This is a genomic window from Bradyrhizobium sp. 41S5 (assembly GCF_011516665.3).
Lineage (GTDB): Bacteria > Pseudomonadota > Alphaproteobacteria > Rhizobiales > Xanthobacteraceae > Bradyrhizobium > Bradyrhizobium quebecense.
In genome coordinates, this window is record NZ_CP083721.1 from 395,855 (window position 1) to 418,753 (window position 22,899).

The 22,899-nt window shown below is 65.8% G+C and carries 25 protein-coding genes; 7 read left to right on the top strand and 18 right to left on the bottom strand.

Features of this window, described 5'->3' with window-relative positions; genetic code table 11:
- Positions 1 to 83: 83 nt before the first annotated feature.
- Positions 84 to 551: a hypothetical protein gene (locus HAP47_RS01975; RefSeq protein ID WP_173639667.1), complete on the top strand. Its 468-nt coding sequence runs from the start codon at positions 84 to 86 to the stop codon at positions 549 to 551.
- 66 nt (positions 552 to 617) lie between these two features.
- On the opposite strand, the gene HAP47_RS01980 is transcribed toward HAP47_RS01975, so the two are convergent.
- From HAP47_RS01980 to HAP47_RS02005, 6 genes are all read right to left on the bottom strand, one after another.
- Complete coding sequence (locus HAP47_RS01980) at positions 618 to 827, bottom strand: hypothetical protein (protein ID WP_173639666.1); 210 nt, start codon at positions 825 to 827, stop codon at positions 618 to 620.
- Between the two features lie 106 nt (positions 828 to 933).
- The gene (gene leuC, locus HAP47_RS01985; protein WP_173639665.1) at positions 934 to 2,340 is read right to left on the bottom strand and encodes a 3-isopropylmalate dehydratase large subunit; all 1,407 of its coding nucleotides are present in this window, start codon (positions 2,338 to 2,340) and stop codon (positions 934 to 936) included.
- Positions 2,341 to 2,697: 357 nt separating this feature from the next.
- Positions 2,698 to 3,078 (bottom strand): 50S ribosomal protein L19, encoded by a 381-nt coding sequence (gene rplS, locus HAP47_RS01990; RefSeq protein WP_173639664.1) that lies wholly within the window; start codon positions 3,076 to 3,078, stop codon positions 2,698 to 2,700.
- A gap of 108 nt (positions 3,079 to 3,186) precedes the next feature.
- Positions 3,187 to 3,933, bottom strand: a complete 747-nt coding sequence (gene trmD, locus HAP47_RS01995) for a tRNA (guanosine(37)-N1)-methyltransferase TrmD (RefSeq protein WP_173639663.1) — start codon at positions 3,931 to 3,933, stop codon at positions 3,187 to 3,189.
- 9 nt (positions 3,934 to 3,942) lie between these two features.
- Positions 3,943 to 5,025, bottom strand: a complete 1,083-nt coding sequence (locus tag HAP47_RS02000) for a quinone oxidoreductase family protein (protein WP_173639662.1) — start codon at positions 5,023 to 5,025, stop codon at positions 3,943 to 3,945.
- A 225-nt stretch (positions 5,026 to 5,250) separates the two neighbouring features.
- Entirely contained in the window at positions 5,251 to 6,450 is a 1,200-nt protein-coding gene (locus tag HAP47_RS02005; RefSeq protein WP_173639661.1) for an MFS transporter, read from the bottom strand.
- Positions 6,451 to 6,621: 171 nt separating this feature from the next.
- Between HAP47_RS02005 and gcvA the strand changes: the two genes are divergently transcribed.
- Positions 6,622 to 7,533: a transcriptional regulator GcvA gene (gene gcvA / locus HAP47_RS02010; protein ID WP_173639660.1), complete on the top strand. Its 912-nt coding sequence runs from the start codon at positions 6,622 to 6,624 to the stop codon at positions 7,531 to 7,533.
- A gap of 13 nt (positions 7,534 to 7,546) precedes the next feature.
- Here the strand turns inward: gcvA and rimM are convergent, their stop codons facing one another.
- From rimM to ffh, 3 genes are all read right to left on the bottom strand, one after another.
- Positions 7,547 to 8,068, bottom strand: a complete 522-nt coding sequence (gene rimM, locus HAP47_RS02015; RefSeq protein ID WP_173639659.1) for a ribosome maturation factor RimM — start codon at positions 8,066 to 8,068, stop codon at positions 7,547 to 7,549.
- Positions 8,069 to 8,086: 18 nt separating this feature from the next.
- Positions 8,087 to 8,419: a 30S ribosomal protein S16 gene (gene rpsP / locus HAP47_RS02020; protein WP_029081296.1), complete on the bottom strand. Its 333-nt coding sequence runs from the start codon at positions 8,417 to 8,419 to the stop codon at positions 8,087 to 8,089.
- 85 nt (positions 8,420 to 8,504) lie between these two features.
- A complete protein-coding gene (ffh, locus tag HAP47_RS02025; RefSeq protein ID WP_173639658.1) occupies positions 8,505 to 10,046 on the bottom strand; it encodes a signal recognition particle protein in 1,542 nt (513 codons plus the stop codon).
- Positions 10,047 to 10,561: 515 nt separating this feature from the next.
- On the opposite strand from ffh, the gene HAP47_RS02030 reads away from it, so the two are divergent.
- Positions 10,562 to 11,542, top strand: coding sequence for an MBL fold metallo-hydrolase (locus tag HAP47_RS02030; protein ID WP_371821847.1), 981 nt, complete (start codon positions 10,562 to 10,564; stop codon positions 11,540 to 11,542).
- A 39-nt stretch (positions 11,543 to 11,581) separates the two neighbouring features.
- On the opposite strand, the gene HAP47_RS02035 is transcribed toward HAP47_RS02030, so the two are convergent.
- Both HAP47_RS02035 and HAP47_RS02040 read right to left on the bottom strand, forming a co-directional pair.
- Positions 11,582 to 12,310 carry an SIMPL domain-containing protein gene (locus HAP47_RS02035; RefSeq protein WP_173639656.1) on the bottom strand — a complete coding sequence of 243 codons (729 nt, stop codon included), beginning with the start codon at positions 12,308 to 12,310 and terminating at the stop codon, positions 11,582 to 11,584.
- A gap of 5 nt (positions 12,311 to 12,315) precedes the next feature.
- Positions 12,316 to 13,026, bottom strand: a complete 711-nt coding sequence (locus tag HAP47_RS02040) for a GyrI-like domain-containing protein (protein WP_173639655.1) — start codon at positions 13,024 to 13,026, stop codon at positions 12,316 to 12,318.
- A gap of 345 nt (positions 13,027 to 13,371) precedes the next feature.
- Between HAP47_RS02040 and dapF the strand changes: the two genes are divergently transcribed.
- Both dapF and mtaB read left to right on the top strand, forming a co-directional pair.
- The gene (gene dapF / locus HAP47_RS02045) at positions 13,372 to 14,247 is read left to right on the top strand and encodes a diaminopimelate epimerase (protein ID WP_173639654.1); all 876 of its coding nucleotides are present in this window, start codon (positions 13,372 to 13,374) and stop codon (positions 14,245 to 14,247) included.
- Between the two features lie 30 nt (positions 14,248 to 14,277).
- Entirely contained in the window at positions 14,278 to 15,549 is a 1,272-nt protein-coding gene (gene mtaB, locus HAP47_RS02050; RefSeq protein WP_173639653.1) for a tRNA (N(6)-L-threonylcarbamoyladenosine(37)-C(2))-methylthiotransferase MtaB, read from the top strand.
- Between the two features lie 438 nt (positions 15,550 to 15,987).
- Here the strand turns inward: mtaB and HAP47_RS02055 are convergent, their stop codons facing one another.
- A complete protein-coding gene (locus HAP47_RS02055) occupies positions 15,988 to 17,127 on the bottom strand; it encodes a DUF2336 domain-containing protein (protein WP_173639652.1) in 1,140 nt (379 codons plus the stop codon).
- 167 nt (positions 17,128 to 17,294) lie between these two features.
- On the bottom strand, positions 17,295 to 17,996 hold the full coding sequence (locus HAP47_RS02060) for an RluA family pseudouridine synthase (protein WP_173639651.1): 702 nt from the start codon (positions 17,994 to 17,996) through the stop codon (positions 17,295 to 17,297).
- Positions 17,997 to 18,045: 49 nt separating this feature from the next.
- On the opposite strand from HAP47_RS02060, the gene ftsY reads away from it, so the two are divergent.
- Positions 18,046 to 18,990 carry a signal recognition particle-docking protein FtsY gene (gene ftsY / locus HAP47_RS02065; RefSeq protein ID WP_173639650.1) on the top strand — a complete coding sequence of 315 codons (945 nt, stop codon included), beginning with the start codon at positions 18,046 to 18,048 and terminating at the stop codon, positions 18,988 to 18,990.
- A 132-nt stretch (positions 18,991 to 19,122) separates the two neighbouring features.
- Complete coding sequence (locus tag HAP47_RS02070) at positions 19,123 to 19,722, top strand: septation protein A (protein ID WP_173639649.1); 600 nt, start codon at positions 19,123 to 19,125, stop codon at positions 19,720 to 19,722.
- A gap of 66 nt (positions 19,723 to 19,788) precedes the next feature.
- Here the strand turns inward: HAP47_RS02070 and HAP47_RS02075 are convergent, their stop codons facing one another.
- The 5 genes from HAP47_RS02075 to ccmB form a co-directional block, all read right to left on the bottom strand.
- Entirely contained in the window at positions 19,789 to 20,163 is a 375-nt protein-coding gene (locus tag HAP47_RS02075; RefSeq protein ID WP_173639648.1) for a ComEA family DNA-binding protein, read from the bottom strand.
- A 158-nt stretch (positions 20,164 to 20,321) separates the two neighbouring features.
- Positions 20,322 to 20,915 carry a DsbE family thiol:disulfide interchange protein gene (locus tag HAP47_RS02080; protein ID WP_173639647.1) on the bottom strand — a complete coding sequence of 198 codons (594 nt, stop codon included), beginning with the start codon at positions 20,913 to 20,915 and terminating at the stop codon, positions 20,322 to 20,324.
- Positions 20,912 to 21,091 (bottom strand): heme exporter protein CcmD, encoded by a 180-nt coding sequence (gene ccmD, locus HAP47_RS02085; RefSeq protein WP_173639646.1) that lies wholly within the window; start codon positions 21,089 to 21,091, stop codon positions 20,912 to 20,914. The genes HAP47_RS02080 and ccmD overlap by 4 nt, the downstream gene beginning before the upstream one ends.
- A 4-nt stretch (positions 21,092 to 21,095) precedes the next feature.
- A complete protein-coding gene (locus HAP47_RS02090) occupies positions 21,096 to 21,887 on the bottom strand; it encodes a heme ABC transporter permease (protein ID WP_173639645.1) in 792 nt (263 codons plus the stop codon).
- An 88-nt stretch (positions 21,888 to 21,975) separates the two neighbouring features.
- The gene (ccmB, locus tag HAP47_RS02095; RefSeq protein WP_173639644.1) at positions 21,976 to 22,644 is read right to left on the bottom strand and encodes a heme exporter protein CcmB; all 669 of its coding nucleotides are present in this window, start codon (positions 22,642 to 22,644) and stop codon (positions 21,976 to 21,978) included.
- Between the last annotated feature and the right edge of the window lie 255 nt (positions 22,645 to 22,899).

Genomic DNA, 22,899 nt, shown 5'->3' on the forward strand with positions numbered 1-22,899 from the left:
ACGCTGGAAGCGACTGCGATGAACGCAATGAGACCGGCTGCCATGCAGCGCGGTTCTCATCGTTGTTGTCAGGGAGGTCAGGGATGAAGGAGAGCTCTTTGCGGCGTGGGCTGCTGCGCCGTCTTGGTGTTGCCGCGGCCGCGGTCTTCGCATTGTCGATCGTCTCGCAGCACCGCGCCGAAGCGCTGTCGCTGGCGAGCCCGGGCACCGTGCTTGCGGCAAAGTCTGCGGCCGATGCCATGACGACCCAGGTTCGGCACGGCGGTGACGGCGGCCATGGCCACGGCGGCGTAGGTTTTCACGGCGGTGGCTTCCGCGGTGGCGGATTTCAGGGCGGTGGATTTCATGGCGGCGGCTTCCACGGTGGCGGTTACCGCTACGGCTACCGCCGGCACTTCCACCACCGGCGCTACTTCTACGGATCGTACTACCCGGCCTATTATCATCACCGCCGCTGCCGGGTGGTCTGGACTTATTACGGGCCGCGCCGGATCTGCCGCCCGTATTGGCACCACCGTGACCACTGGCGGCCGTACCGGGTCTATTGGTAAGGCCTGAAATGTCAGCGGGCGCCTCACGGCGCCCGTTTTGTCAGGTCACTCTCGCTCGAGAGCGCGCTAATCCCAGTTCTTCAGCTTCCAGGGCTTTATCTTCCACGGCGTCAGGTTTTCCATCCGCCATTGCGTCCAGCGGTCCGGCGGCCAATGGCTGAGGCGCGAGGTTTCCTTCACCTCGGGAAGCGGATCGATGATGCGTGGCGCGGCGCGGCGGCGCTTCTGCCGCGTCGCTTCACTGATCATGTCGACGAATTCGCTCTTGTCAGCCACGTCCGGCTCCCCACGAAGCTTTGTTCGCAAGGAGCCAGTGTGCGTGCGCCCCGTTAACGAGCCGTTTCCGAAACGGCTCGAGCTTGAGGCGAAAACCGCGCTTACCTTACCGCCACTCCCGGACGTCGACGAAGTGGCCGGCGATCGCGGCCGCCGCGGCCATCGCGGGCGACACCAGATGGGTGCGGCCCTTGAAGCCCTGGCGGCCCTCGAAGTTGCGGTTCGAGGTCGAGGCGCAGCGCTCTTCCGGCTTCAGCTTGTCCGGATTCATCGCAAGGCACATCGAGCAGCCCGGCTCGCGCCATTCGAAGCCGGCTTTGAGGAAGATCTTGTCGAGGCCTTCGGCTTCCGCCTGCTCCTTCACGATGCCCGAGCCCGGCACGATCATCGCATTGACGTTGGCGTTGACGGTCTTGCCCTCGGCGATCTTCGCGGCGGCACGCAGGTCTTCGATGCGGCCGTTGGTGCAGGAGCCGATGAAGACGCGGTCGAGCTTGATGTCGGTGATCTTGGTGCCGGCGGTCAGGCCCATATATTTCAGCGCACGGTGCTTGGAGAGCCGCTTCGCCTCATCCGCGATCTTGTCCGGATCGGGCACGAAGCCGGTCACCGAGATGACGTCCTCAGGGCTGGTGCCCCAGGTGACGATCGGCGGCAGTTTTGCGGCGTCGAGCCGGAGCTCGTGGTCGAAATGCGCGCCCTCGTCGGAGCGCAGCGTCTCCCAGTAGCGCATCGCGGCATCCCAGGCGGCGCCCTTCGGCGCCTTCGGGCGGTCGCGCAGGAAGTCGAACGCCTTCTGGTCGGGCGCAACCAGGCCGGCGCGCGCGCCGCCTTCGATCGACATGTTACAGACCGTCATGCGGCCTTCCATCGAAAGCGCACGGATCGCCTCGCCGGCATATTCCAGCACATAGCCGGTGCCGCCGGCGGTGCCGATCTCGCCGATGATCGCCAGGATGATGTCCTTGCCGGTCACGCCGTCAGGCAACTTGCCGTCGACGATCGCGCGCATGTTCTTGGCCTTCTTCTGGATCAGCGTCTGCGTCGCCAGCACGTGCTCGACCTCGGAGGTGCCGATGCCGTGCGCGAGCGCGCCGAACGCGCCATGCGTCGAGGTGTGGCTGTCACCGCAGACGATGGTGGTGCCCGGCAGCGTGAAACCCTGCTCCGGGCCGATGACGTGGACGATGCCCTGACGCTTGTCGAACTCGTTGTAATATTCGATGCCGAATTCCCTGGCGTTCTCCGCCATTACCCGCATCTGCTCGATGCTCTCGGGGTCGGGGTTCGGCTTCGAGCGGTCGGTGGTCGGGATGTTGTGGTCGACGACGGCGAGCGTCTTCTCGGGCGCGTGCACCTTGCGGCCCGCGGCGCGCAGGCCTTCGAACGCCTGCGGCGAGGTCACCTCGTGCACCAGGTGGCGATCGATATAGAGCAGGCAGGTGCCGTCCTCGGCCTCGTGAACCAGATGGTCGTTCCAGATCTTGTCGTACAGCGTGGTCGGTTTGGACATGAGCTTAAGCTCCAGAAGAAATTCAGTGATGAGTGGCTTTAAGCGCGGTCGACGCGCGGGCAGGTGACAGCAGCCGGCAGCTTCACGCTGCGCGCGTAAGCTCTGATGTTGCCGACGTCGCAAAGCGTCCGAAGAACCGGCCGGGCAGCCGCGAGCGATCGTCGATCACGACGCGCTTGCAGGTCTGACTTGGGCAGCGCTGGCTTGCTTGATCCGGAACCATTCTAAATTTCTAACACAGCGCTTGCGCCCGCGACAATCGATCGATGCGCGGACCTGTCCATCAGATAGGTATGCCGCAATGAAAAAGCGCGGGGCAGGCCCCGCGCTTTTGGTCACATCCCCTGAAGGGAAACGTTACTCGCCAACGGCGGTCTGGCGGTCCTGCTTCTCGACGATGCGGGCCGACTTGCCGCGCAGGTTGCGCAGGTAATAGAGCTTGGCGCGACGCACCTTGCCGCGACGCACGACCTTGATCGAGTCGATCATCGGCGACATCACCGGGAAAACGCGCTCGACGCCTTCGCCGTAGGAGATCTTGCGCACGGTGAAGCTCTCGTTGAGGCCATGGCCGGAACGGCCGATGCAGACGCCTTCATAGGCCTGCACGCGGGTACGTTCGCCTTCGACCACCTTCACGTTGACGATGACGGTATCGCCGGGTCCGAATTCCGGGATGCTCTTGGTGGCGGCGAGCTTGTCGAACTGCTCTTTTTCGAGCTGCTGAATCAGGTTCATCGAAATCTCCATCGGCGGCGCGCCCAGCCTGTGCGGGCTGCGCAAACGTCCATCTATCCTGCGCGTGTGCGGATTAGGCCGTGCCTATAAGGCAAAGCGCAGGGTTTGTCACCCGTCTGTCGTGTTTTTTGTCCCCCTCGGAGCGGCTTTTTGGCCGGCCTTCCGGGCCCAGAGATCGGGCCGCCGGGCCGCCGTCAGGGCCTCGGACTGGGCCAGCCGCCAGGCCGCCACCTTGGCGTGATCGCCGGAAATCAGGATTTCCGGGATCTGGCGGCCCTCGAACTCCTGCGGGCGGGTGTATTGGGGGTATTCCAGTAGTCCTTCGGAGAAGCTCTCCTCGGTTCCCGAGGCTAGCTTCCCCATCACCCCCGGCAACAGGCGAACGCAGGCGTCGATCAGCGCCATCGCGGCGATTTCGCCGCCGGACAGCACATAATCGCCGATCGAGACCTCCTTGAGCCCCCGCGCCTCGATCACCCGCTGATCGATGCCCTCGAAGCGGCCGCAGACGATCAGGGGCCCGGACCCGGCCGCGAGCTCCGCCACGTGGGTCTGGGTCAATGGCCGACCCCGCGGGCTCATCAGCAGGCGCGGGCGGTCGGGCGCGATGGCCGCAGCATCGATCGCCGCGGCCAGCACATCGGCCCGCAGCACCATGCCCGGGCCGCCGCCGGCCGGCGTGTCGTCGACGCTGCGGTGCTTGTCGGTCGCCGAAGCCCTGATGTCGCGCGCTTCCAGCGCCCAGAGACCAGTGGCCAGCGCCTTGCCGGCCAGGCTCACGCCGAGCGGTCCCGGAAACATGTCCGGGAACAGGGTCAGCACGGTGGCGCGCCAGGTGGGCTGTTGCGATGTCATGGCCTCTGGTTACGGCACCACGGCCGTGAGGTCGAGGCTCTGCATCATCGCGGCCGCATCCACCGCACGGCGGAAGTCGGCGAGCTTGAAGGTCGCAACGTTGATCTTGCGCAGATCCAGCAAGCCTTCGGCGGCAAGGCCGGCGAGTTGGCCCGGCGCCGTTCGATCGTACATGAACTGCCCGACCACCTCCCAGTCGTTGGCCAGCATCTCGCGGAACGACAGCTCGAGCGGCACCTCGGCGCTGCCCATCAGCACCATCCGGCCGCCACGCCGGAGCGCGCGCAGGCAGGACAGCGTGGTCGAGGTGCTCTTGGCGGCGCCGAGCAGGTCGAGTGCGACATCGGCGCTGCCGCCGGCGGCGCGGCGGATGATCGAAAGATCGGCGACGGCATCGCCGGTCACGACAGCGGGAATGACGCGCGGGCCGAATGCATCGCGCAATTGATCGAGCGCGGCCTGCTTGCGTCCGACCGCGACGATGCGGCCCGCGCCCATCGCGACCGCGAGCATCACGCCGCCGGAGCCGAAATAGCCGGTCGCGCCGTTGACGATGATGGTCTCTCCGCCGCGCAGCCCGGTGCGCTGCAATCCGCCGAACGGCACGATCAGCTTTGCCAGCCCGATCAGCTCCGTCGCCGGCTTGTCGTCGAGATTGGCAAGTGGCGTAACGCAGGCGGCCGGCCAATGCGCGATCTCCGCAAACACGCCGTGGCGCCAGCGCGCCTGCAGCGCGAGCGCCTCCGGCGTCGTCACGGTGGCGGTGAGGCCGATCAGGATCTGCGGCGGATCGCGATCCGGCACGTCGCCGCGCAGATGCGGGCTGAGGAATACGCGGTCGCCGCTCCGGACATGCGTGACGTTCTCGCCGGTGGCGACGACGCGCGCGATCGCGTTGGTGCCCGGCACGAACGGCATCGGCGGCAGGCTGTAGGGCAGCGCGCCCGACAGCAGCTTGTTGGTATAGGACAGCACCATGCCGGCTTCGACCCGGACCACGACGCCATCGGGCGCGGGCCCGGGCGTTGCGACATCCTCGAAGCGGAGATCATTGTGGGCGTGCAGCCGCCAGGCCTTGTGCGTGCTTGTCATTGGGATGCTCCGTGACACCACTGCTTAAGTAGCCCGGATGAAGCGAAGCGCAATCGGGGCTATCGCTCCAACGTCCCCTTGAAAAGGGGAAGTCGCTTTGCTCGTAAGAGCAAAGCGAGTGCGCATCTGCTCTTTCCGCTTGCGTCGCCCGCGGCTGACCCCCATCCCGACCTTCCCCCTTTCAGGGGGGAAGGAGAAGGCAGACCAACAGCTCTGGCTTTTGCGTTACGCCGTCGTTGGGTCGTCGGCCAGATGCCGCGCGAGCGCCCCTGCAAGCGGGCAGATCGCCAGCGCCGTGAGCGCGGTCGCCGCAGTCGCGAGCGTCGGGCCGAGCGTATCACCGAGCAAGCCGTAGAGCACCGGCGCGATCGCGCCCGATCCGATCGTCCCCGTATAGAACAGCGCGAAGGCGCGCTCGGTCTGATGCGCCGGCGTCAGTTCGGGCACCGTGCCATAGAGCACCGAGGACGTGCCGTTGAGCATCACGCCGAGCAGCGGCAGCAGCACGATAGCCGGCGCCAGCGGCAACGCCAGCACGGCCACGATCAGCGCCGCCGTGCCGCCTTCAGTGATGAGCACGGTGCGCAACGTGCCGACGCGCTCGCCGAGCCAGCCGCAGGTGAATTTCCCCGCGGCGCCGCCGATGAAGACCAGCGCCAGCGCGAGGCCGTTGGTCGGCAGCGAGGCGCCCTTGTCGCGCAACAGGAACGGCAGGAAGGTGAGAAAACCCATCCTGACCGCGGTGTCGAGAATTCCGATCGCGAGCAGCCAATGAAAGCCGCCGCCGGTGCCGTCGCGGCGCGACGCGGCGGTGGGCTTGTGCTCGGCGCCCTTGCCGACCGACGGCATCCAGAGCGCGATGCAGATCGCGACGAGCAGGCCTGCAAATGCGAGCACGAGCAGCGCGTGCCGCCACGACATGATCACGAGCAGGATCGAGGTTAGCGCCGGGATCGCGGCCTTGCCGAGATCGCCGGAGAAATTGTAGATGCCGAGCGGCCCGCGCGCTGCCGCGCCATAGGCCCGCGACACCGCGGCCGAAGCGATCGGATGCTGCGTGCTCGAACCCGCGCCGGAGAGCGCAAGGGCCAGGCCAAGTCCGATGACGCCGCCGGACAACCCGGCGAACACGTAGCCGAGCGCCGACAGCGCCGTGCCAGCGATCAGGATGACCTTGCCATCGATCCGCTCCGCGATGCGTCCGACCGGAATCTGCAGCCCGGCCATGGCGCCGGCATAGAGCCCGCGCAGCAGCGCCAGCAGCCCGTAGCTCAGCGCGAATTCCGCCTGCCAGACCGGCAGCAGCACGTAGATCAGGTCGGTGTAGCCGTCATGGAGGGCGTGGTTGGCCCCGGTCACCGTGAGTGTGCGGGTTGCCCGGGCGTGGTTGGGGCGGGACGTGCCGGCTTCTACGGACACGCTCATCGGCGCCATCCAAAGCAAGAAAATCTAAAGATAGACCGGCTGCACATCAGAGGGGATCTTCAAGAAAGAGAGATATGTTAGTGGCTTGCTGCGCAATATGCGCCCGGTTGGCTTTTGTCACAAATCAGTAATAATCGGGCTATGCGTTAGAAAACCTGATATTGAGCAGTTATGTTCGTCCCACGCCGCAGCCTGCCGCCGCTCAATGCGGTCCGCGCCTTCGAGGCCGCCGCGCGGCTCGGCAGCTTCAAGGAAGCGGCCGCCGAGCTCAGCGTGACCCATGGCGCCGTTAGCCAGCAGATCCGGCTACTCGAGGAGTGGCTGGGCGCGCCGGCGCTGTTCCGTCGATCGGTGCGGCGCGTGGTGCTGACGCCGGCGGGTGCGGCGCTGTTGGCGGAATTCGCGCCGGCGCTCGACCGGATCTCCGCCGCCGTGCAGCAGCATCGCGAGCGGCGCGGCGATGCCGCCGTGGCGGTGTTGCGCGTCAACGCGCTCGCGACCTTCAGCCTGCGCTGGCTGCTGCCGCGGATGAGCCGGTTTCGCGCCGAGCATCCTGATATCGAGGTGCGCTTGAGCACATCGAACGATCCGGTGGACGCGTTGCCGGAATCATTCGACGTCGTGATCCGCGGTGGTCCGGACACGTTTCATGGCTTTTCGTCGCGCTTCCTGGTGTCGGAGCGGAGATTGCCGGTGTGCAGTCCGTCGCTGCTCGAACGACTGCCGCTGCATGAGATTGCGGATCTCTCCAGGCATACGCTGCTGCATGTCACGTCGATGCCGCGGCTATGGCGCGACTGGTTGGCCGAGGCCGGGCATTCCGCGCTGGAGCCGGCGGCCGCGCTGACCTTCGATCATTTCTATCTGACGATCCAGGCCGCGCTCGATGGTCTCGGCGTTGCGATGGGTCCGACCGCGCTGATATCGGACGATCTCGCGGCCGGGCGCCTGGTGACGCCGTTCCTCGCGATCAGCCTGCCGGCGCGGAGCTATTTCGCCTATTTTCCGGCAGGCCGCAGCAACGATCCGCACAGCGCGGTGTTCTGCGACTGGCTCGAGCAGCAGGGCCGGATGACCGGTTGAGGATTATTCCTGGTCAGGCGGCCGCGGGATCGTCGCCGTCGATTTCCTGCGGCAGGTCGATCACCACGCGGCCGCCGGCGAGATCGACCGATGGCACCACGGCATTGGTGAAGGGCAGCAGCATCGTCGCGCCCTGCGGCGGGGCGATCTCGATGATGTCGCCGGCGCCGAAATTATGGATCGCGATCACCTTGCCGAGCGGCTGCTCTGTCGTCGTCACCGCGGCGAGCCCGATCAGGTCGGTGTGGTAGTACTCGCCGTCGTCGGTTTCCGGCAGCCGGTCGCGCGGCACGTAGAGCTCGAGCCCGTTGAGCCGTTCGGCGTCATCGCGGCTGGCGACGCCCTTCAGCGTCACCACCAGATGATCCTTGGCCTCGCGCGCATGCGTGACCTCGAACTGACGCGTGCCGTCCTTGGTCATCAGCGGGCCGTAGTCCTTCACGGCCAGCGGATCTTCGGTGAAGGTCCAAAGCCGGACGGCGCCGCGCACACCATGCGCAGCGCCGATACGGGCGACACAGACCGGTACAGTCACCGTGGTCGCCGTTCAGCCTTAAGCCTTGGCGGCGGCTTCGGCCTGCGCCTTGCGCTCCTTGCGCGGCACGGCCTTTTCCGGGTTGTTGCGCGCGGTCCGCTTGACGACGCCGGCGGCGTCGAGGAAGCGGGTCACGCGATCCGACGGCTGCGCGCCCTTGGCGAGCCAGGCCTTGACCTTGTCCATGTCGAGCTTCAGGCGGGCCTCGTTGTCCTTCGGCAGCAGCGGGTTGAAGTGGCCGAGACGCTCGATGAAGCGGCCATCGCGCGGGAAGCGCGAGTCGGCGACGACGACGTGATAGACCGGACGCTTCTTGGTGCCTGCGCGAGCGAGGCGGATAACAACGGACATTTAGTTCTCCTTCAAAGGTCGATGTGTTCGATTGATTGGCATTCCGCGTCGCGCCGGCCGCATGTGAGCCGTCGCGACGAATTCCTCATTTCTTCTTGCCCGGGAAGCCGCCGAGGCCCGGCAGTGTCGGCTTGCCGCTGAGGCCGGTCAGGCCCGGCACATTGGGCAGGCCGCCGCGGAGGCCAACGGGCAAATCCTTCGGCAGGCTCGGCAGGCCGCCGCCGCCCTGCATCTTCTCGGCGAGCGCCTTCATCTCCTCGGCCGAGGGCGGCTTCATGCCGCCGCCAAACCCCATCGCCTGCGCGATGCCGGCGAGCGGGCCGCGCTTGCCGCTTCCCATGGCCTTCATCATGTCGGCCATGTTCCGGTGCATCTTCAAGAGCTTGTTGACCTGCTCGACGCTCTGGCCGGCGCCTGCCGCGATGCGCTTCTTGCGGCTCGCCTTCAGGATGTCCGGGTTCTTGCGCTCCTGCCGCGTCATCGAATCGATCACCGCGACCTGGCGCTTGATGATCTTGTCGTCGATGCCGGCAGCCGCGATCTGGTTCTTCATCTTGGCAATGCCGGGCATCATGCCCATCAGGCCGCCGATGCCGCCCATGTTCGCCATCTGCTGCAGCTGTTCGCGCATGTCGTTGAGGTCGAACTGACCCTTGCGCATCCGCTCGGCGGTGCGCGCGGCCTTCTCGGCGTCGATATTGGCCGCGGCCTTCTCGACCAGCGAGACGACGTCGCCCATGCCGAGGATGCGGCCGGCAATGCGATTCGGATGAAAGTCTTCCAGCGCGTCGGTCTTTTCGCCGGTGCCGAGCAGCTTGATCGGCTTGCCGGTCACCGCGCGCATCGACAGCGCGGCGCCGCCGCGGCCGTCGCCGTCGACACGCGTCAGCACGATGCCGGTGAGGCCGACGCGCTCATCGAATGAGCGCGCGAGGTTGACCGCGTCCTGGCCGGTGAGGGAGTCCGCGACCAGCAGCACTTCATGCGGGTTGGCGGCGGCTTTGATCTCGGCCGCCTCCTTCATCATGTCTTCGTCGAGCGTGGTGCGGCCGGCGGTGTCGAGCAGCACGACGTCGTAGCCGCCGAGCTTGCCGGCTTCGATCGCGCGCCTGGCGATCTGCGGCGGCATCTGGCCGGCGACGATCGGCAGGGTCGGAATGTCGAGGTCGCGGCCGAGCACCGCGAGCTGCTCCATCGCCGCCGGGCGGTAGACGTCGAGCGAGGCCATCAGCACCTTGCGCTTGTCGCGCTGGACCATGCGGCGCGCGAGCTTTGCGGTGGTGGTGGTCTTGCCGGAGCCCTGCAGGCCGACCATCATGATCGGCACCGGCGGCACGGAATTGATGTCGATGGTCTGGCCGTCGGAACCGAGCGTGGCGACGAGCTCGTCATGGACGATCTTCACCACCATCTGGCCCGGCGTCACCGACTTGACGACGGTGGCGCCGATCGCCTGCTCGCGGACCCGGTCGATGAAGCTGCGGACGACCTCGAGCGCGACGTCGGCTTCGAGCAGCGCGCGGCGCACCTCGCGCATCGCGGCATCGACGTCCTTTTCGGTCAGCGCGCCGCGCCCCGTCAGACGATCGAGAATGCCACCAAGCCGTTCCGACAGATTGTCGAACAATGCCGTTGTCCTGCTTTGAACCTCGCCCCGCTTGCGGGGAGAGGTCGGATCGCCTCGGCGATCCGGGTGAGGGGGTACAGGGCTAACCGCACGCCTCATGCGCGGAGAGAGCCCCTCACCCCGACCCTCTCCCCGCAAGAGCGGGGCGAGGGAGAAGGAAATCCAAACACTTTCGCGCCCGAGGGCGCATCGCGCTGTCGGGCGTTGGCCTCTGGCCTCCAGGGCCAGTCGGCGGGTCGAAAAGACGGATCTTTCCGAGAAAGTCGCGGCGTTAAACGCTGCCGGGGGAGGAAAGTCAAGGAAAGTTTCGCCGCAATTCGCTCGGCTTAGACCCTAAGGCATTGAAATTACGTCAATTTGCCATGTTGGTTCCGAATTTGTCGTCACCGCCCATATAAGCGGAGCCTGCCTCCTGTTTGGGAACCCGCGTGCCCATCATCACTCGCCGCCGCCTTCTTGCAACCTTGACCGGAGCCGCTGCCGCGCTCGGCGTGCCCTCGATCTGGATATCCCTGATGAAAACCTATGACGGCCCCGTCTCCGATCATTTCGACGGCCTGCACTTCTTCGATCCGGACGGCGCGCCGCCGAAATCGCTTGGCGAGGTGTTGCGCTGGCAGTTCGGGGGCAGGCGGCAGCGCGCGGTCTGGCCGGAATGGGCGCCGAGCCCCTATGCCGATACGCCGCCGCCGCGCGTCGACGGCGGCCAAGTTCGGCTCTGCTTCATCGGTCATGCCAGCTGGCTGATCCAGGCCGGCGGCCTCAACGTCCTGATCGATCCGGTCTGGTCGATGCGCGCCTCGCCGTTCGGCTTCGCAGGGCCCAAGCGGCGCAATGATCCCGGCGTCGCTTTCGAGAAGCTGCCTGACATCGACGTCGTGCTGGTGTCGCACGGCCATTACGATCATCTCGATGTCGCGACGCTGTCGAAGCTGACTGCGGCGTTTGCGCCGCGCGTGATCACGCCGCTCGGCAACGACGTCACGATGCGCGCCTGCGATGCCGCGATCAAGGCCGAGGCGTTCGACTGGCATCAGCGCGTCGAACTCGGAGGCGGCGTTGCCGTGACGCTGGTGCCGACGCGGCACTGGTCGGCGCGCGGCCTGTTCGATCGCAACAGGGCGCTGTGGGCGAGCTTCGTGCTGGAGACGCCCGCCGGCAAGCTCTACATCGTCTGCGATTCCGGCTATGGCGACGGCCGGCATTTCCGCAGGGTCGCGGAAGCGCATGGCCCGTTGCGGCTCGCGATCCTGCCGATCGGCGCCTACGAGCCGCGCTGGTTCATGCGCGACCAGCACATGAACCCGGAGGATGCGGTGAAGGCGCTGGCTGATTGCGGCGCCACCCAGGCGCTGGCGCATCACCACGGCACGTTCCAGCTAACCGACGAGGCGATCGACGCACCGGCGATCGCGCTCGGCGAAGCGCTCGACGCGGCCAGGGTGCCGCGCGAGAAATTTGTGACGTTGAAGCCGGGTCAGGTGTTCGAGATTTAGAAGCTGTCGTCCCTGCTTTCGCGGTGACGACAATAACTGCTACTTCTCCTTGATCGCCCAGGAGACAGTCACATTGACGGTGAGCGTTTCCTCGCCCTGGGCGACCGGCGTGGGGGCGGCGAATCCTGCCGTCGCCATCTTGGCACGGAACATCGGCACCGGCGCCGAGCCGACTTCCGCGATGTTCAAGGGCGCGCCGAGCGTGACGCCGGCGGCCTTGGCGTAGATCTCCGCCTTGCGGCGGGCGTCGGCAATCGCCCTTTCGCGTGCGTCATCGAGCAGCTTCGAGGCCTGCGACACCGAGAAATTGAGCCCGCCGATATCGTTGGCGCCGGCCCCCACTAGCACGTCGATGACACCAGCGACCTTGCTCACATCGTGCAGCTTGATCGTGACGCGATTGCTCGCGTGATAGCCGACGATGCTGGGCGGGGCGTTCGGCGACGACGGCGTGCGGTTGGCGAATTGCGGCGACAGCGACAGCCGCGAAGTCTGATAATCCTTTTCCGCGAGGCCGGCGCCCTTCAGCGCGGCCAGCACCTTGCCCATCGTCACATTGTTGGCTTCGGCGGCTTCGCGTGCGGTCTTGGCATCGGTGGTGACGCCGGCGTCGAGTTGCGCCTCGTCGGGCGCCGCCGACACGGTCGCCTCGCCGGTGACCGAGATCGCCGGCGGAAAGTCGCTGTCGGCGAGTGCGGGCGCAGCCAGCAGCGTGGTTGCGATGAGGGTGGCAGCGATGGGGAGGCCGAGGGGGAGGCGACGGGTCATTTGGCTCACTTCAGGGGTACGTAGACGTTGATCACAAGCTTGTCTTCGGCGGTCTTCAGCGGATCGGTGATGTATTCCTCGATAAAGGTGTCCTTGGCTTCGAGCTTCTTGTCGTCGAGGTGATTGGTGATCGCCTCATAGGTGTTGTCCATGTTGTCGTAGGACCCGCGATGGACGAATTTCAGCGCCTTGCCGTCGGGCGAATTGCCCATGCTCATGTTCTTGCCGAGGTTCTTGACGTCCTGGTCGACCGGGATTTCGGCGATGAAGGTGAAGCCGGTGTCGTCGGTCGAGGTGTAGACGATCATCGGATTGCCCGCTGCCTTGACGCCGTCCTTGTCGAGCAGCGCGGTGAGCTGCTTGAACGCTTCGATCAGCGCGTCGAAGGCCGAATCCCAGTTGGCCGTGCCCTTCAGCATCACGACCTTCTTCGGTTCCAGCGTGAACGGCTCGCCGAACGGGTCGGCGGTCTGCACCGGGGCGGCCGGCGGCGGCGCCGGGGTCTGCGATGCGGCCGGGCTGTCGGCCGGTGACTTGGTCTCGGCCGGCGGGGGCACCGGTGTTGCCGATGGCGCAGGCGCGGGCGTTGGGCTCGGGCTTGCCGCCGGAGCGGGCGAGGCTGACGGCGACTGGGCAGGCGCCGGGCTTGCCAGGGTGATCGCGGCCAAAGGGAGCAGCGCGACCAGGGCCGCGCGGAGCGTGTTGATACGGTTCATTCGGTATTTCTCCATCCCCTTCCTCAAACGGCCGCTCGATCTGTCCCGGCGCGCGCGGTCCCTGAGGTGCGATATTCCTAACACGCGAGTTCTGCATTCGTCCCATGACAGATGTGTCATAGGGCCATTCTGACTGGTGCTCCAATTCCGAAGTTCGCAAGCGAGTGCGGCAGAAACTGTGCGAACTTCGGAATTAGAGGAGCACCAGCAAACAATTGTTTCTAGTGCGGTTTCGAATTTGAAGCTCCTACAGAACCCGCGGAGCCACCGTAGGAGCTTCAAATTCGCCGCACTAGCCATCTGGCCACCACTCGCCATATAACCGGGCGGAATTTAGGAAAATCGATGAGCGCGCTCGCTAATCACGCATTCGCCAAGATGAACGGCATCGGAAACGAGATCGTTGTCGTCGACCTGCGCGATTCCAAAGCACAGGTTTCGGCGGCGGAGGCGCGCGCCGTGGCGTCGCCGGCCGGCGGCGTGCCCTATGACCAGCTGATGGTGCTTCAGCCGCCGCGGCTCGATGGCACCGAAGCGTTCATCTCGATCTACAACAATGACGGCTCGGAGGCCGGGGCCTGCGGCAACGGCATGCGCTGCGTGGTGCGGCGGATCTTCGAGAAGACCGGTCAGACATCGGCGACGTTCCAGACCCGCGCCGGCCTGCTCAATTGCTGGCAGGGGCCGGCGCCCGATCTCTACACCGTCGACATGGGCGCGCCGAAGTTCGGCTGGCAGGACATTCCGCTGGCTGAGGAATTTCGCGACACCCGCTACATCGAGCTGCAGGTCGGGCCGATCGACAATCCGGTGCTGCATTCGCCGTCGGTGGTCTCGATGGGCAATCCGCACGCGGTCTTCTGGGTCGATGACGTCAATGCCTACGACCTCGAACGTTTCGGGCCGCTCCTGGAAAACCATCCGATCTTCCCGGAGCGCGCCAATATCACGCTCGCCCAAATCGTCGATCGCGACCGCATCACGATCCGCACCTGGGAGCGTGGCGCCGGCCTCACCAGGGCCTGCGGGTCGGCGGCCTGCGCGACCGCGGTCGCGGCGGCGCGGCTGAAGCGCGCCAACCGGATGGTCGAGATCACGCTGCCCGGCGGCAAGCTCGGGATCGAGTGGCGCGAACGCGACGACCACGTGCTGATGACCGGTACCGCCGATTTCGAATATGAGGGCCGCTTCGATCCGGCGCTGTTCGCCAGCGTCGCTTAGCCGGGCATGAAGGCGGTCTTGGGATCGGTTATGAGCGTCGAAATCGTCACCTTTGGCTGCCGCCTCAACGCGTTCGAATCCGAGGTGATCCGCCGCGAGGCAGAGCAGGCCGGGCTCACCGACACCATCGTCATCAACAGCTGCGCGGTCACCAACGAGGCGGTGGCGCAGGCCCGGCAGTCGATCCGCAAGTTGAAGCGCGAACGCCCCGCGGCGCGCATCGTCGTCACCGGCTGCGCGGCGCAGACGCAAGCCGAGATGTTCGCCGAGATGGCCGAGGTCGATCGCGTCGTCGGCAATGACGAGAAGATGCGGGGCGACGCCTGGCAGGCGACGCGCGCAGCTTTCGACATCGGCGCGAGCGAGAAGGTCGCGGTCGCCGACATCATGGCGGTGACGGAAATGGCGCCGCATCTGCTCGACGGCTTCGAGCGCGGCCTGCCGCGGGTATTCGTGCAGGTGCAGAACGGCTGCGATCATCGCTGCACCTTCTGCATCATTCCCTATGGCCGCGGCAATTCGCGTTCGGTGCCGATGGGAGCCGTCGTCGATCAGGTCCGTACGCTGGTCGAGCGCGGCCACGCCGAGATCGTGCTGACCGGCGTCGATCTCACGAGCTATGGCGCCGACCTGCCGGGCGCGCCGAAGCTCGGCCAGTTGACCCGGCAGATCCTGCGCCATGTGCCCGAGCTGAGGCGGTTGCGCATCTCGTCGATCGATTCGATCGAGGCCGACCGCGACCTGCTCGATGTCATTGCCGACGATGCGCGGCTGATGCCGCATCTGCATCTGTCCTTGCAGTCCGGCGACGACATGATCCTGAAGCGGATGAAGCGCCGGCATTCACGCCGGGACGCAATCGATTTCTGCTCGCAGGTGCGCCGTCTGCGGCCGGACATCGCGTTCGGCGCCGACATTATCGCGGGTTTCCCGACCGAGTCTGAAGATATGTTCGCGCGCTCGCTCGACCTGGTCGCGGAATGCGATCTCACCTTCCTGCATGTGTTTCCCTATTCGAAGCGTCCGGGCACGCCGGCCGCACGAATGCCGCAGGTCGAGGGCGGTGCGATCAGGGAGCGCGCCAAGCGGCTGCGCGCGGCCGGCGAAGCCGCGCTGGTGCGGCGGCTTGCTGCGGAAGTCGGCGCGACGCGCGAGGTACTGATCGAGAGCGACAGGCAGGGCCGCACCGAGCATTTCCTGCCGGTCGCGATCGATGACGATGTGCCGGGCATGGTGCGTGCGATGTCCATCAGCGGACATGACGGCGCGCGCCTCACTGCATCGGTCGGCTACGTCCGTTGAGACGACGTCCTGTGCGTTACATCAGGACGATGCGCCTCACCATTCTCTCGTCATGCCGGGGCGGTGCGCAGCACCGAACCCGGAGTCCATTGAGCCGCAAAACTCGTGGAAGAATGGATTCCGAGGCGCGGATAGAAAGTTTGACTCATCGCCGCGCCAACAACCTCGATGTGATCCCTGCGAAAGCTGGGACCCATAACCACGAAATGGTTGTTGTTGGGCGATGCCGGAACGACGAGTCCTGTTCACAATATCCGCTGCGGAGTACGGGTCCCTGCTTTCGCAGGGACGACATCGGGAGTAAGCCGTGGCCTCTCGGCTCGAGCACCGACGTCTCTAAAATACTGGATCACCCGGATACGCATAGGCGGGTGATGACACCGAACCAGCTGTTTGACGGATTGAAATCGGAATCCGTAGCCATCGCGCATGACGCACTCAGTGCGCGCGGCCGCCGGGCTTTGGCGGCTGCGGCGCGCGAACCTGCCAGAACCGCAGCAGGCGATCGGCGTTGGCGCGGGTCAGTTTCGCGAACTGGCTCTTCGCGTGGGCGAGCTCAACGGCGCCCATGGAGCCGGTCGCATAGCGGCATTCCATTACCGCGGCGGTGGTCTCCCAGCTCAGGCCTGCCGCCCGGCACGGCACCAGCAGGCCTTCGCCGCGCAGGCTTTGCATCAGGGAGCGGATCACCTCGATGTTCGACTGCGCAAGATCCGCCAGCGCAACGACGGTTTCTTCATATCTTCGCTGCCTGGCGAAGCTGAGCAGGGCAGCCTCGTCGAGCTCGCCACTGTCCTTCAGCTTCGCGACGTGGCGCTTGGCTGCGGTGAAATGGCGGACCTGCGACATGTCGCGCTCGACGCCGGCGGCGACTGCGGCGATCGCGTGCCGGATTTCCTCGTACAGATACGGCGGGGCGCGTTCCAGCAAACGGCCGCGAACCTCTTCCGTTGCCTGGCGCAGGAGCTGAAGACGGAGCTCCGCCGGCAGGTCCGCGCGGATGCCGGTCTCGACTGCGAGGGTCGGATCGTGCTCGGCCTGTGCGAGGATCACGGCAAATCCGCCCGGCGATACCTTGGCGCCGGGATTGGTGACGAGGCGGTGGCTCACGCTCACAAAGCGACGAGCCAGAAGCGCGTCGCTGACGACGTCCTTCAGCCACCAGCGACCGGCGACGGCGAGCAGGTGCTGCTCGCTCTTGGTCTGCGCGATCTCGACCAGGTCCTCGGCACTGAGGCGCGAGGATTCCTGCAGCATCGGCCGCGCGATCCGGATCTCGTCGTTTTTGGCGAGGCGGCGAACGATCGCGGGCGGTGCCTGCGCGACCGGGGCGAGCTGCTCGCTGATCTCGGCAAGCGCCATCCGGGCGCTGATCTCGGCGAGCGCGCGCAGCTCGATGGTCTTGACCAGCCGTTCGAGCACATTGTCGAACAGTTCGACCTGCTCGCTGTTGAAGCTGCCGGCGGAGTGGAGGAAGAGATCAGTGACGCGCTTCGCCGTCGCGATGCATTTTTCGGCGGAGCCGGCGCGTATCGCAGCCTCGACCTCGTCGACAATTGCCTGCCCGGCAGTCAGCATTGCTCGTCCTGAGCCCGTCCCGATTGCTTGTTCTAAGCCGGTTTGCAGCTTTATCGGGCGGACCTGAACGTTTCGTAAGGATAATGATCAGTAGAATCCCGGAGGAAGCTCTACATGTCGACGCGTTTTCTTTACGCGAACCGGTATCCACTTCGCTGGAAAACGCTCTATTCGCCGTTCCAGCCGCAGGCCTTGAGCCGCTCCCGCATGTGCGCCGGCGCCGGCGCGACGACGTGCACCGGATCCTTGTTGCGGGAAATCGGGATGCCGATTTCGCGCGAATGCAGATGCAGGGTCGGCTCGCCGAAGCGCGGGCCGTTGCCATAGATGTTGTCGCCGACGATCGGCCAGCCCATCGCCGCCGAATGCACCCGGAGCTGATGGGTGCGGCCGGTGACAGGCTCCATCGCGAGCCAGGCGATGCCCTCGCCGCGTCCCAGCACCTTCCAGTTGGTGATGGCCTTCTGGCCATCCGGGTCCGGCTTCTGCCACCAGCCGCGTTCGGCGTTGAGCCGGCCGAGCGGCATGTCGATGGTGCCTTGATCCTCGGCAGGGCCGCCCTCGACCACGGTCCAATAGGTCTTCGCAATCTTGCTGTGCTTGAACAACAGCCCGAGCGAGGCGGTCGCCTTGCGGTGGCGTCCCAGGACGAGGCAGCCGGAGGTGTCCTTGTCCAGCCGATGCGCCAGCACCGGCGGCCGCGGCAGGCCGAACCGCAACGCGTCGAACGAGGCCTCCAGATTGGGGCCGCCCTTGGGGCCGCGGTGCACCGGCAGGCCCGCCGGCTTGTCGATGACCAGCATCAGTCCGTCGCGGTGGAGCACCCGGCCTAAGATTTCTTCGGCGGTCAATTGGGGAACATCGATCAATTCGTCGAGACTTTCGTTTATGGGCCGAAACGGCTAACACGTCCGCGCCATGAACGATACCACTGCAGGAACTCCAAAACAGAGCTGGTGGCAGCGGCTGAAAGGCGGCCTCAAGCGCACCTCGGGCGCGCTCGGCACGGCCGTCGCCGATCTCGTCACCAAGCGCAAGCTCGACCGAGCTATGCTCGATGATATCGAGGATGTGCTGCTGCGCGCCGACCTCGGTACCGAGGTCTCGGTGCGGATCGCGGAGGCGGTCGGCAAGGGCCGCTACGACAAGGCGATCTCGGCCGACGAGGTCAAGGAGGTGGTTGCGACCGAGGTCGAGAAGGTGCTGGCGCCGGTGGCGAAGCCGCTCGAGATCGATGCGGCGCTGAAGCCGTTCGTGATCCTCGTGGTCGGCGTCAACGGCTCCGGCAAGACCACGACGATCGGCAAGCTCGCCGCGAAATTCTCCGCCGAGGGCCGCAAGGTCATGCTGGCCGCCGGCGATACCTTCCGTGCCGCGGCGATCGAGCAGCTCAAGGTCTGGGGCGAGCGCACCAAGTCGCCGGTCATTGCCGGGGCCCAGGGCTCGGATTCGGCAAGCCTCGCCTTCAGCGCGCTGACCGAGGCAAAGGAGCAGGCGCGCGACGTGCTGCTGATCGACACCGCCGGCCGGCTGCAGAACAAGTCCGAGCTGATGAACGAGCTCGAAAAGGTCGTGCGCGTCATCAAGAAGGTCGATGCGTCGGCGCCGCATGCGGTGCTGCTCGTGCTCGACGCCACGGTGGGACAAAATGCGCTGTCGCAGGTCGAGGCGTTTCATCGTACGGCAGGTGTCACCGGCCTCGTGATGACCAAGCTTGACGGCACTGCACGCGGCGGCATCCTTGTCGCGCTGTCGGAGAAGCACAAGCTGCCGGTGCATTTCGTCGGCGTCGGCGAAGGCGTCGAGGACCTCGCGCCGTTCACGGCGAAGGATTTTGCCAAGGCGATTGCCGGGATCGAATAATTCATCCTTCGAGACGCGCGCTAGTACGCGCATCCTCAGGATGGCGGTGGGATACGAAAGGTCGTCATCCTGAGGAGGCGCGGAGCGCCGTCTCGAAGGATGGCCAAGACACGAGTTCAATGGACTGAATTGATGGACAAGACCCAGCCACATCCGCTGTTCAAGCTTGCGACCGAGCTCGGGCCGCTGCTCGTGTTCTTCATCGCGAACGCCAAATACCATTTATTCTTCGCGACAGGCGCGTTCATGGTCGCGATCGTAGCTGCCATGATCGCATCCTATGTGGTGACCAGGCACGTGCCGATCATGGCGCTGGTGACCGGCGCGGTCGTGCTGGTGTTCGGCACCCTGACCTTGGTGCTGCACGACGAAACCTTCATCAAGGTCAAGCCGACCATCATCTACGGCCTGTTCGCGGCCGTGCTCGGCGGCGGACTGCTGTTCGGCCGCTCCTTCATCGCCGTCATGTTCGACCAGATGTTCAATCTGACGCCGCAGGGCTGGCGCATCCTCACCATGCGCTGGGCGCTGTTCTTCGCCGGCATGGCTATTCTCAACGAGATCGTCTGGCGGACGCAGACCACGGATTTCTGGGTGAACTTCAAGGTGTTCGGTGTGACGCCGCTGACCATGGTGTTCGCCATCGCTCAGATGCCGCTGACCAAGCGCTATCATCTGGAGCCGGTCTCGCTGGAAACCAGCGAGGCGGACGCCGGCGATCTAAGAAAGTAATCCGGACGCAGCGCGGGCGATTGCGCCGCGCTGCGTCCGACGCTTCGGAGATCAACTCTTCAGAGCTCAGCTCTTCTGCTTGGCGACGATCTTGTCCTTGATCTTGTCGTAGGTCGCCTGCGGCAGGATGTTCTTCTGCACCAGTTCATCCTTGCCCTTGTAGGGGCGGCCCTTGATGATCGCGGCCGAATAGGCCTTGCCGACACCGGGCAGCGCGTCGAGCTGGTCGGGGCTGGCGCTGTTGATGTCGAGCAGGTCGTCTTTCGCCATTCCCGTCGTCTTCAAGTCAGGGGTGGCGGCTTTCGGGGCGGGAGCCATCTTGCTCTCCGACTTCGCGGCGGGCGCAGCCGGCTGCGGAGTCTGGGCCATCGACGGCGATGCCGTGATCATGCCGAGTGTGAGCGCGGTGGCGAGAAGTGAAGCGAGCGTGGTCTTGCGCATATGTCCCCTCCTGAGGAACGTTGATGTCAACGCTGCTGAGTTGGGGTTGCGTTCGTGGCGTTGCCGTGGCCGCGAAATGAACCGCAGATAAACGTATCGAATTATTTTGTCGCAGGTTTGCGCGCGATCTGTTCGCGCTTCGCGTGTGGGTGACGCGATTACTTGTCCGCGCGCAGCGCCTTCTCGATCTCGGCCCTGAGTACGGTGTTGACATTGTCAGGCGTCACCGGGCCGACCAGCTTGTAGACGATCTTGCCCTCGCGCCCGACTAGGAAGGTCTCGGGCACGCCGTAGACGCCCCACTCGATCGAGGCGCGGCCGTTGCCGTCGACGCCGACGATGCCGAACGGATTGCCGTAGCGGCCGAGGAAGCGCCGCGCGTTCTCGGGCGAGTCCTTGTAGTTGATGCCGATGATCTGGAAGCGCTTGTCCTTGCCGAGTTCGGTCAGCAGCGGCGCTTCGTCGTGGCAGGGCACGCACCAGGACGCCCAGACGTTGACGATTGAGACCTTGCCCTTGAAGGCCGCGGGATCGAGACCGGGGACAGGCGCGCCATCCTTCACGAGGCCGTCGAGCGCGGGCAGCGCGGTCTGCGGCGCCGGCCGGCCGATCAGTGCTGACGGAATTTTGGAGGGATCGCCGCCATAGAGCCGCAGCAGGAAAAGCCCGGCAAGACCGAGGAAAACCATCAACGGCAGCACCACCAGCAGGCGGCGGGCTTGCGGCGGGCTGTTGGTCACCTGATCACTCATCTTATATCCGCCGCGCTGCGGCCGGAGCGGCGCGTGATGCCGCTGGCCTCGATCTCCTTGAGGTGCGCCTGCTGGCGGCGATAGTCGGCAATGATCCAGACGATCAAGAGCAGCACGACCGCCGCGACCAGCGCATAGGACGTCACGATGAAAGAGGCGTAGGGACCAAGCGACATCGTGTCACGCCGCTCCAATTTCTTGTGACGCGTTTCCGTCACGCGAACCGGTGCCCACTTCGCTCGTAAACGCGACGCGGTTCGCTTGCATCATCTGCAAGCTGCGCACGCGCCGGCGCAGGATCTCGTTGCGCATTGCCGCCAGGTGCAAGGTGATGAAGAGCAGCGAAAACGCGATCGCCATCACGAGCAGCGGCCACAGGAACGCCTTGTCGAGTGTCGATCCGCCCATCCGGAGCACCGAGGCCGGCTGATGCAACGTATTCCACCAGTCGACCGAGAACTTGATGATCGGGATGTTGATGGCGCCGACCAGGGTCAGGACCGCTGCCGCCCGCGCCGCGCGCGAAGGGTCTTCCACCGCGCGCCACAGCGCCATCAGGCCGAGATACATCAGGAACAGGATCAGCACCGAGGTCAGCCGCGCGTCCCACTCCCAATAGGTGCCCCACATCGGCCGGCCCCATAGCGAGCCGGTGACCAGCGCAAGGAAGGTGAAGGCGGCGCCGATCGGAGCGGCGGCTTTCGCGGCGACGTCGGCGAGCGGATGCCGCCACACCAGGGTGCCGAGCGCGGCCACGCTCATGACGCCCCAGACGAACATCGACAGCCACGCATTCGGCACGTGGATGAACATGATCTTCACCGTGGCGCCCTGCTGGTAGTCGTCGGGCGCCATTGCCGACTGGTAGAGTCCGATCGCGAGCAGGATCGCGGTCACGCCCGCCAGCCACGGCAGGATCCGCGCGGTCAGCGCCAGGAACTTGGTCGGGTTGGCGAGGTCGGTCAGCGTCATGGCACCCTGATAGTCGTCCGATGTGTCGCAGGCAATTGGCCGAATTTCTCTCGGCGAGATTTGATCGGGCTCATATAGCCGGCCAATTTCAGTCCAGCCCGTGCCGCAGGCTCGCGGCGGCGGCAAACGGGCCGATCACGAGGCTGGCAAGTGACAGCGCGCAGAGGATCGAGAATGGTGTTCCAAAGGGCAGGGACCCCGATATCGCCGCCTGCGACGCGGCAACGCCGAAGATCAGCACCGGGATCGACAGCGGCAGCACCAGCACGGCGAGCAGCAGCCCGCCGCGATGCAGCGTCACCGCCAATGCCGCGCCGATCATGCCGGTGAAGGTCAGCGCCGGAGTTCCCGCCAGCAGGGTCGCCGCAACCGCAAGCGTCGCCGTCCCGTCGAGATTGAGCAGCAGGCCGAGCACCGGCGTCGCGATGATCAGCGGCAGGCCGGCTGCGATCCAATGCGCCAGCGCCTTGGCCGCGCAGGCGAGTTCCAGCGGCGTCCGGCTCATCACGATCAGGTCGAGCGAGCCGTCCTCGTGATCGGCCGTGAACAGCCGGTCGAGGGTGAGCAGGCTCGCCAGCAGCGCGCCGAGCCAGAGGATGGCGGGTCCGAGCCGCGACAGCAGCGCCAGATCGGGCCCGACCGCGAACGGCATCAGCACCGTGACGGTGAGGAAGAACAGCACGCCGATCAGCGCCCCGCCGCCGACGCGCAGCGCGATCTTGATGTCGCGGCGGATCAATGCGGCCAGCGCGCTCATGCCGCGCCTCCGCAGCAGTCGCTGTGCGAGCCGATGTCGTGCCGCGCAACCAGTGCGCTCCCTCCCCCCTTGCGGGGGAGGGCTGGGGAGAGGGGTGGCCCCGGGCGAGATATTCGCTGGCAAGGTCGGTAATGCAATCTCGGCCGCCTGTCGCGGAGAGATAGACGGAGAGAGCACGTCGTGTGGCACCCCTCTCCCTGACCCTCCCCCGCAAGGGGGGAGGGGACGGAGAGAGCTGCGCACGGCGGCGAGAGA

What these genes read in the sequence shown, in the direction of transcription:
- HAP47_RS01975 (WP_173639667.1), top strand. Translation starts at nt 84, where the DNA reads ATGAAGGAGAGCTCTTTGCGGCGTGGGCTGCTGCGCCGTCTTGGTGTT.
- leuC (WP_173639665.1), bottom strand. Translation starts at nt 2,340, where the DNA reads ATGTCCAAACCGACCACGCTGTACGACAAGATCTGGAACGACCATCTG.
- rplS (WP_173639664.1), bottom strand. Translation starts at nt 3,078, where the DNA reads ATGAACCTGATTCAGCAGCTCGAAAAAGAGCAGTTCGACAAGCTCGCC.
- trmD (WP_173639663.1), bottom strand. Translation starts at nt 3,933, where the DNA reads ATGACATCGCAACAGCCCACCTGGCGCGCCACCGTGCTGACCCTGTTC.
- HAP47_RS02000 (WP_173639662.1), bottom strand. Translation starts at nt 5,025, where the DNA reads ATGACAAGCACGCACAAGGCCTGGCGGCTGCACGCCCACAATGATCTC.
- HAP47_RS02005 (WP_173639661.1), bottom strand. Translation starts at nt 6,450, where the DNA reads ATGAGCGTGTCCGTAGAAGCCGGCACGTCCCGCCCCAACCACGCCCGG.
- gcvA (WP_173639660.1), top strand. Translation starts at nt 6,622, where the DNA reads ATGTTCGTCCCACGCCGCAGCCTGCCGCCGCTCAATGCGGTCCGCGCC.
- rpsP (WP_029081296.1), bottom strand. Translation starts at nt 8,419, where the DNA reads ATGTCCGTTGTTATCCGCCTCGCTCGCGCAGGCACCAAGAAGCGTCCG.
- HAP47_RS02030 (WP_371821847.1), top strand. Translation starts at nt 10,562, where the DNA reads ATGAAAACCTATGACGGCCCCGTCTCCGATCATTTCGACGGCCTGCAC.
- HAP47_RS02035 (WP_173639656.1), bottom strand. Translation starts at nt 12,310, where the DNA reads ATGACCCGTCGCCTCCCCCTCGGCCTCCCCATCGCTGCCACCCTCATC.
- HAP47_RS02040 (WP_173639655.1), bottom strand. Translation starts at nt 13,026, where the DNA reads ATGAACCGTATCAACACGCTCCGCGCGGCCCTGGTCGCGCTGCTCCCT.
- dapF (WP_173639654.1), top strand. Translation starts at nt 13,372, where the DNA reads ATGAGCGCGCTCGCTAATCACGCATTCGCCAAGATGAACGGCATCGGA.
- mtaB (WP_173639653.1), top strand. Translation starts at nt 14,278, where the DNA reads ATGAGCGTCGAAATCGTCACCTTTGGCTGCCGCCTCAACGCGTTCGAA.
- HAP47_RS02055 (WP_173639652.1), bottom strand. Translation starts at nt 17,127, where the DNA reads ATGCTGACTGCCGGGCAGGCAATTGTCGACGAGGTCGAGGCTGCGATA.
- ftsY (WP_173639650.1), top strand. Translation starts at nt 18,046, where the DNA reads ATGAACGATACCACTGCAGGAACTCCAAAACAGAGCTGGTGGCAGCGG.
- HAP47_RS02070 (WP_173639649.1), top strand. Translation starts at nt 19,123, where the DNA reads ATGGACAAGACCCAGCCACATCCGCTGTTCAAGCTTGCGACCGAGCTC.
- HAP47_RS02075 (WP_173639648.1), bottom strand. Translation starts at nt 20,163, where the DNA reads ATGCGCAAGACCACGCTCGCTTCACTTCTCGCCACCGCGCTCACACTC.
- HAP47_RS02080 (WP_173639647.1), bottom strand. Translation starts at nt 20,915, where the DNA reads ATGAGTGATCAGGTGACCAACAGCCCGCCGCAAGCCCGCCGCCTGCTG.
- ccmD (WP_173639646.1), bottom strand. Translation starts at nt 21,091, where the DNA reads ATGTCGCTTGGTCCCTACGCCTCTTTCATCGTGACGTCCTATGCGCTG.
- HAP47_RS02090 (WP_173639645.1), bottom strand. Translation starts at nt 21,887, where the DNA reads ATGACGCTGACCGACCTCGCCAACCCGACCAAGTTCCTGGCGCTGACC.
- ccmB (WP_173639644.1), bottom strand. Translation starts at nt 22,644, where the DNA reads ATGAGCGCGCTGGCCGCATTGATCCGCCGCGACATCAAGATCGCGCTG.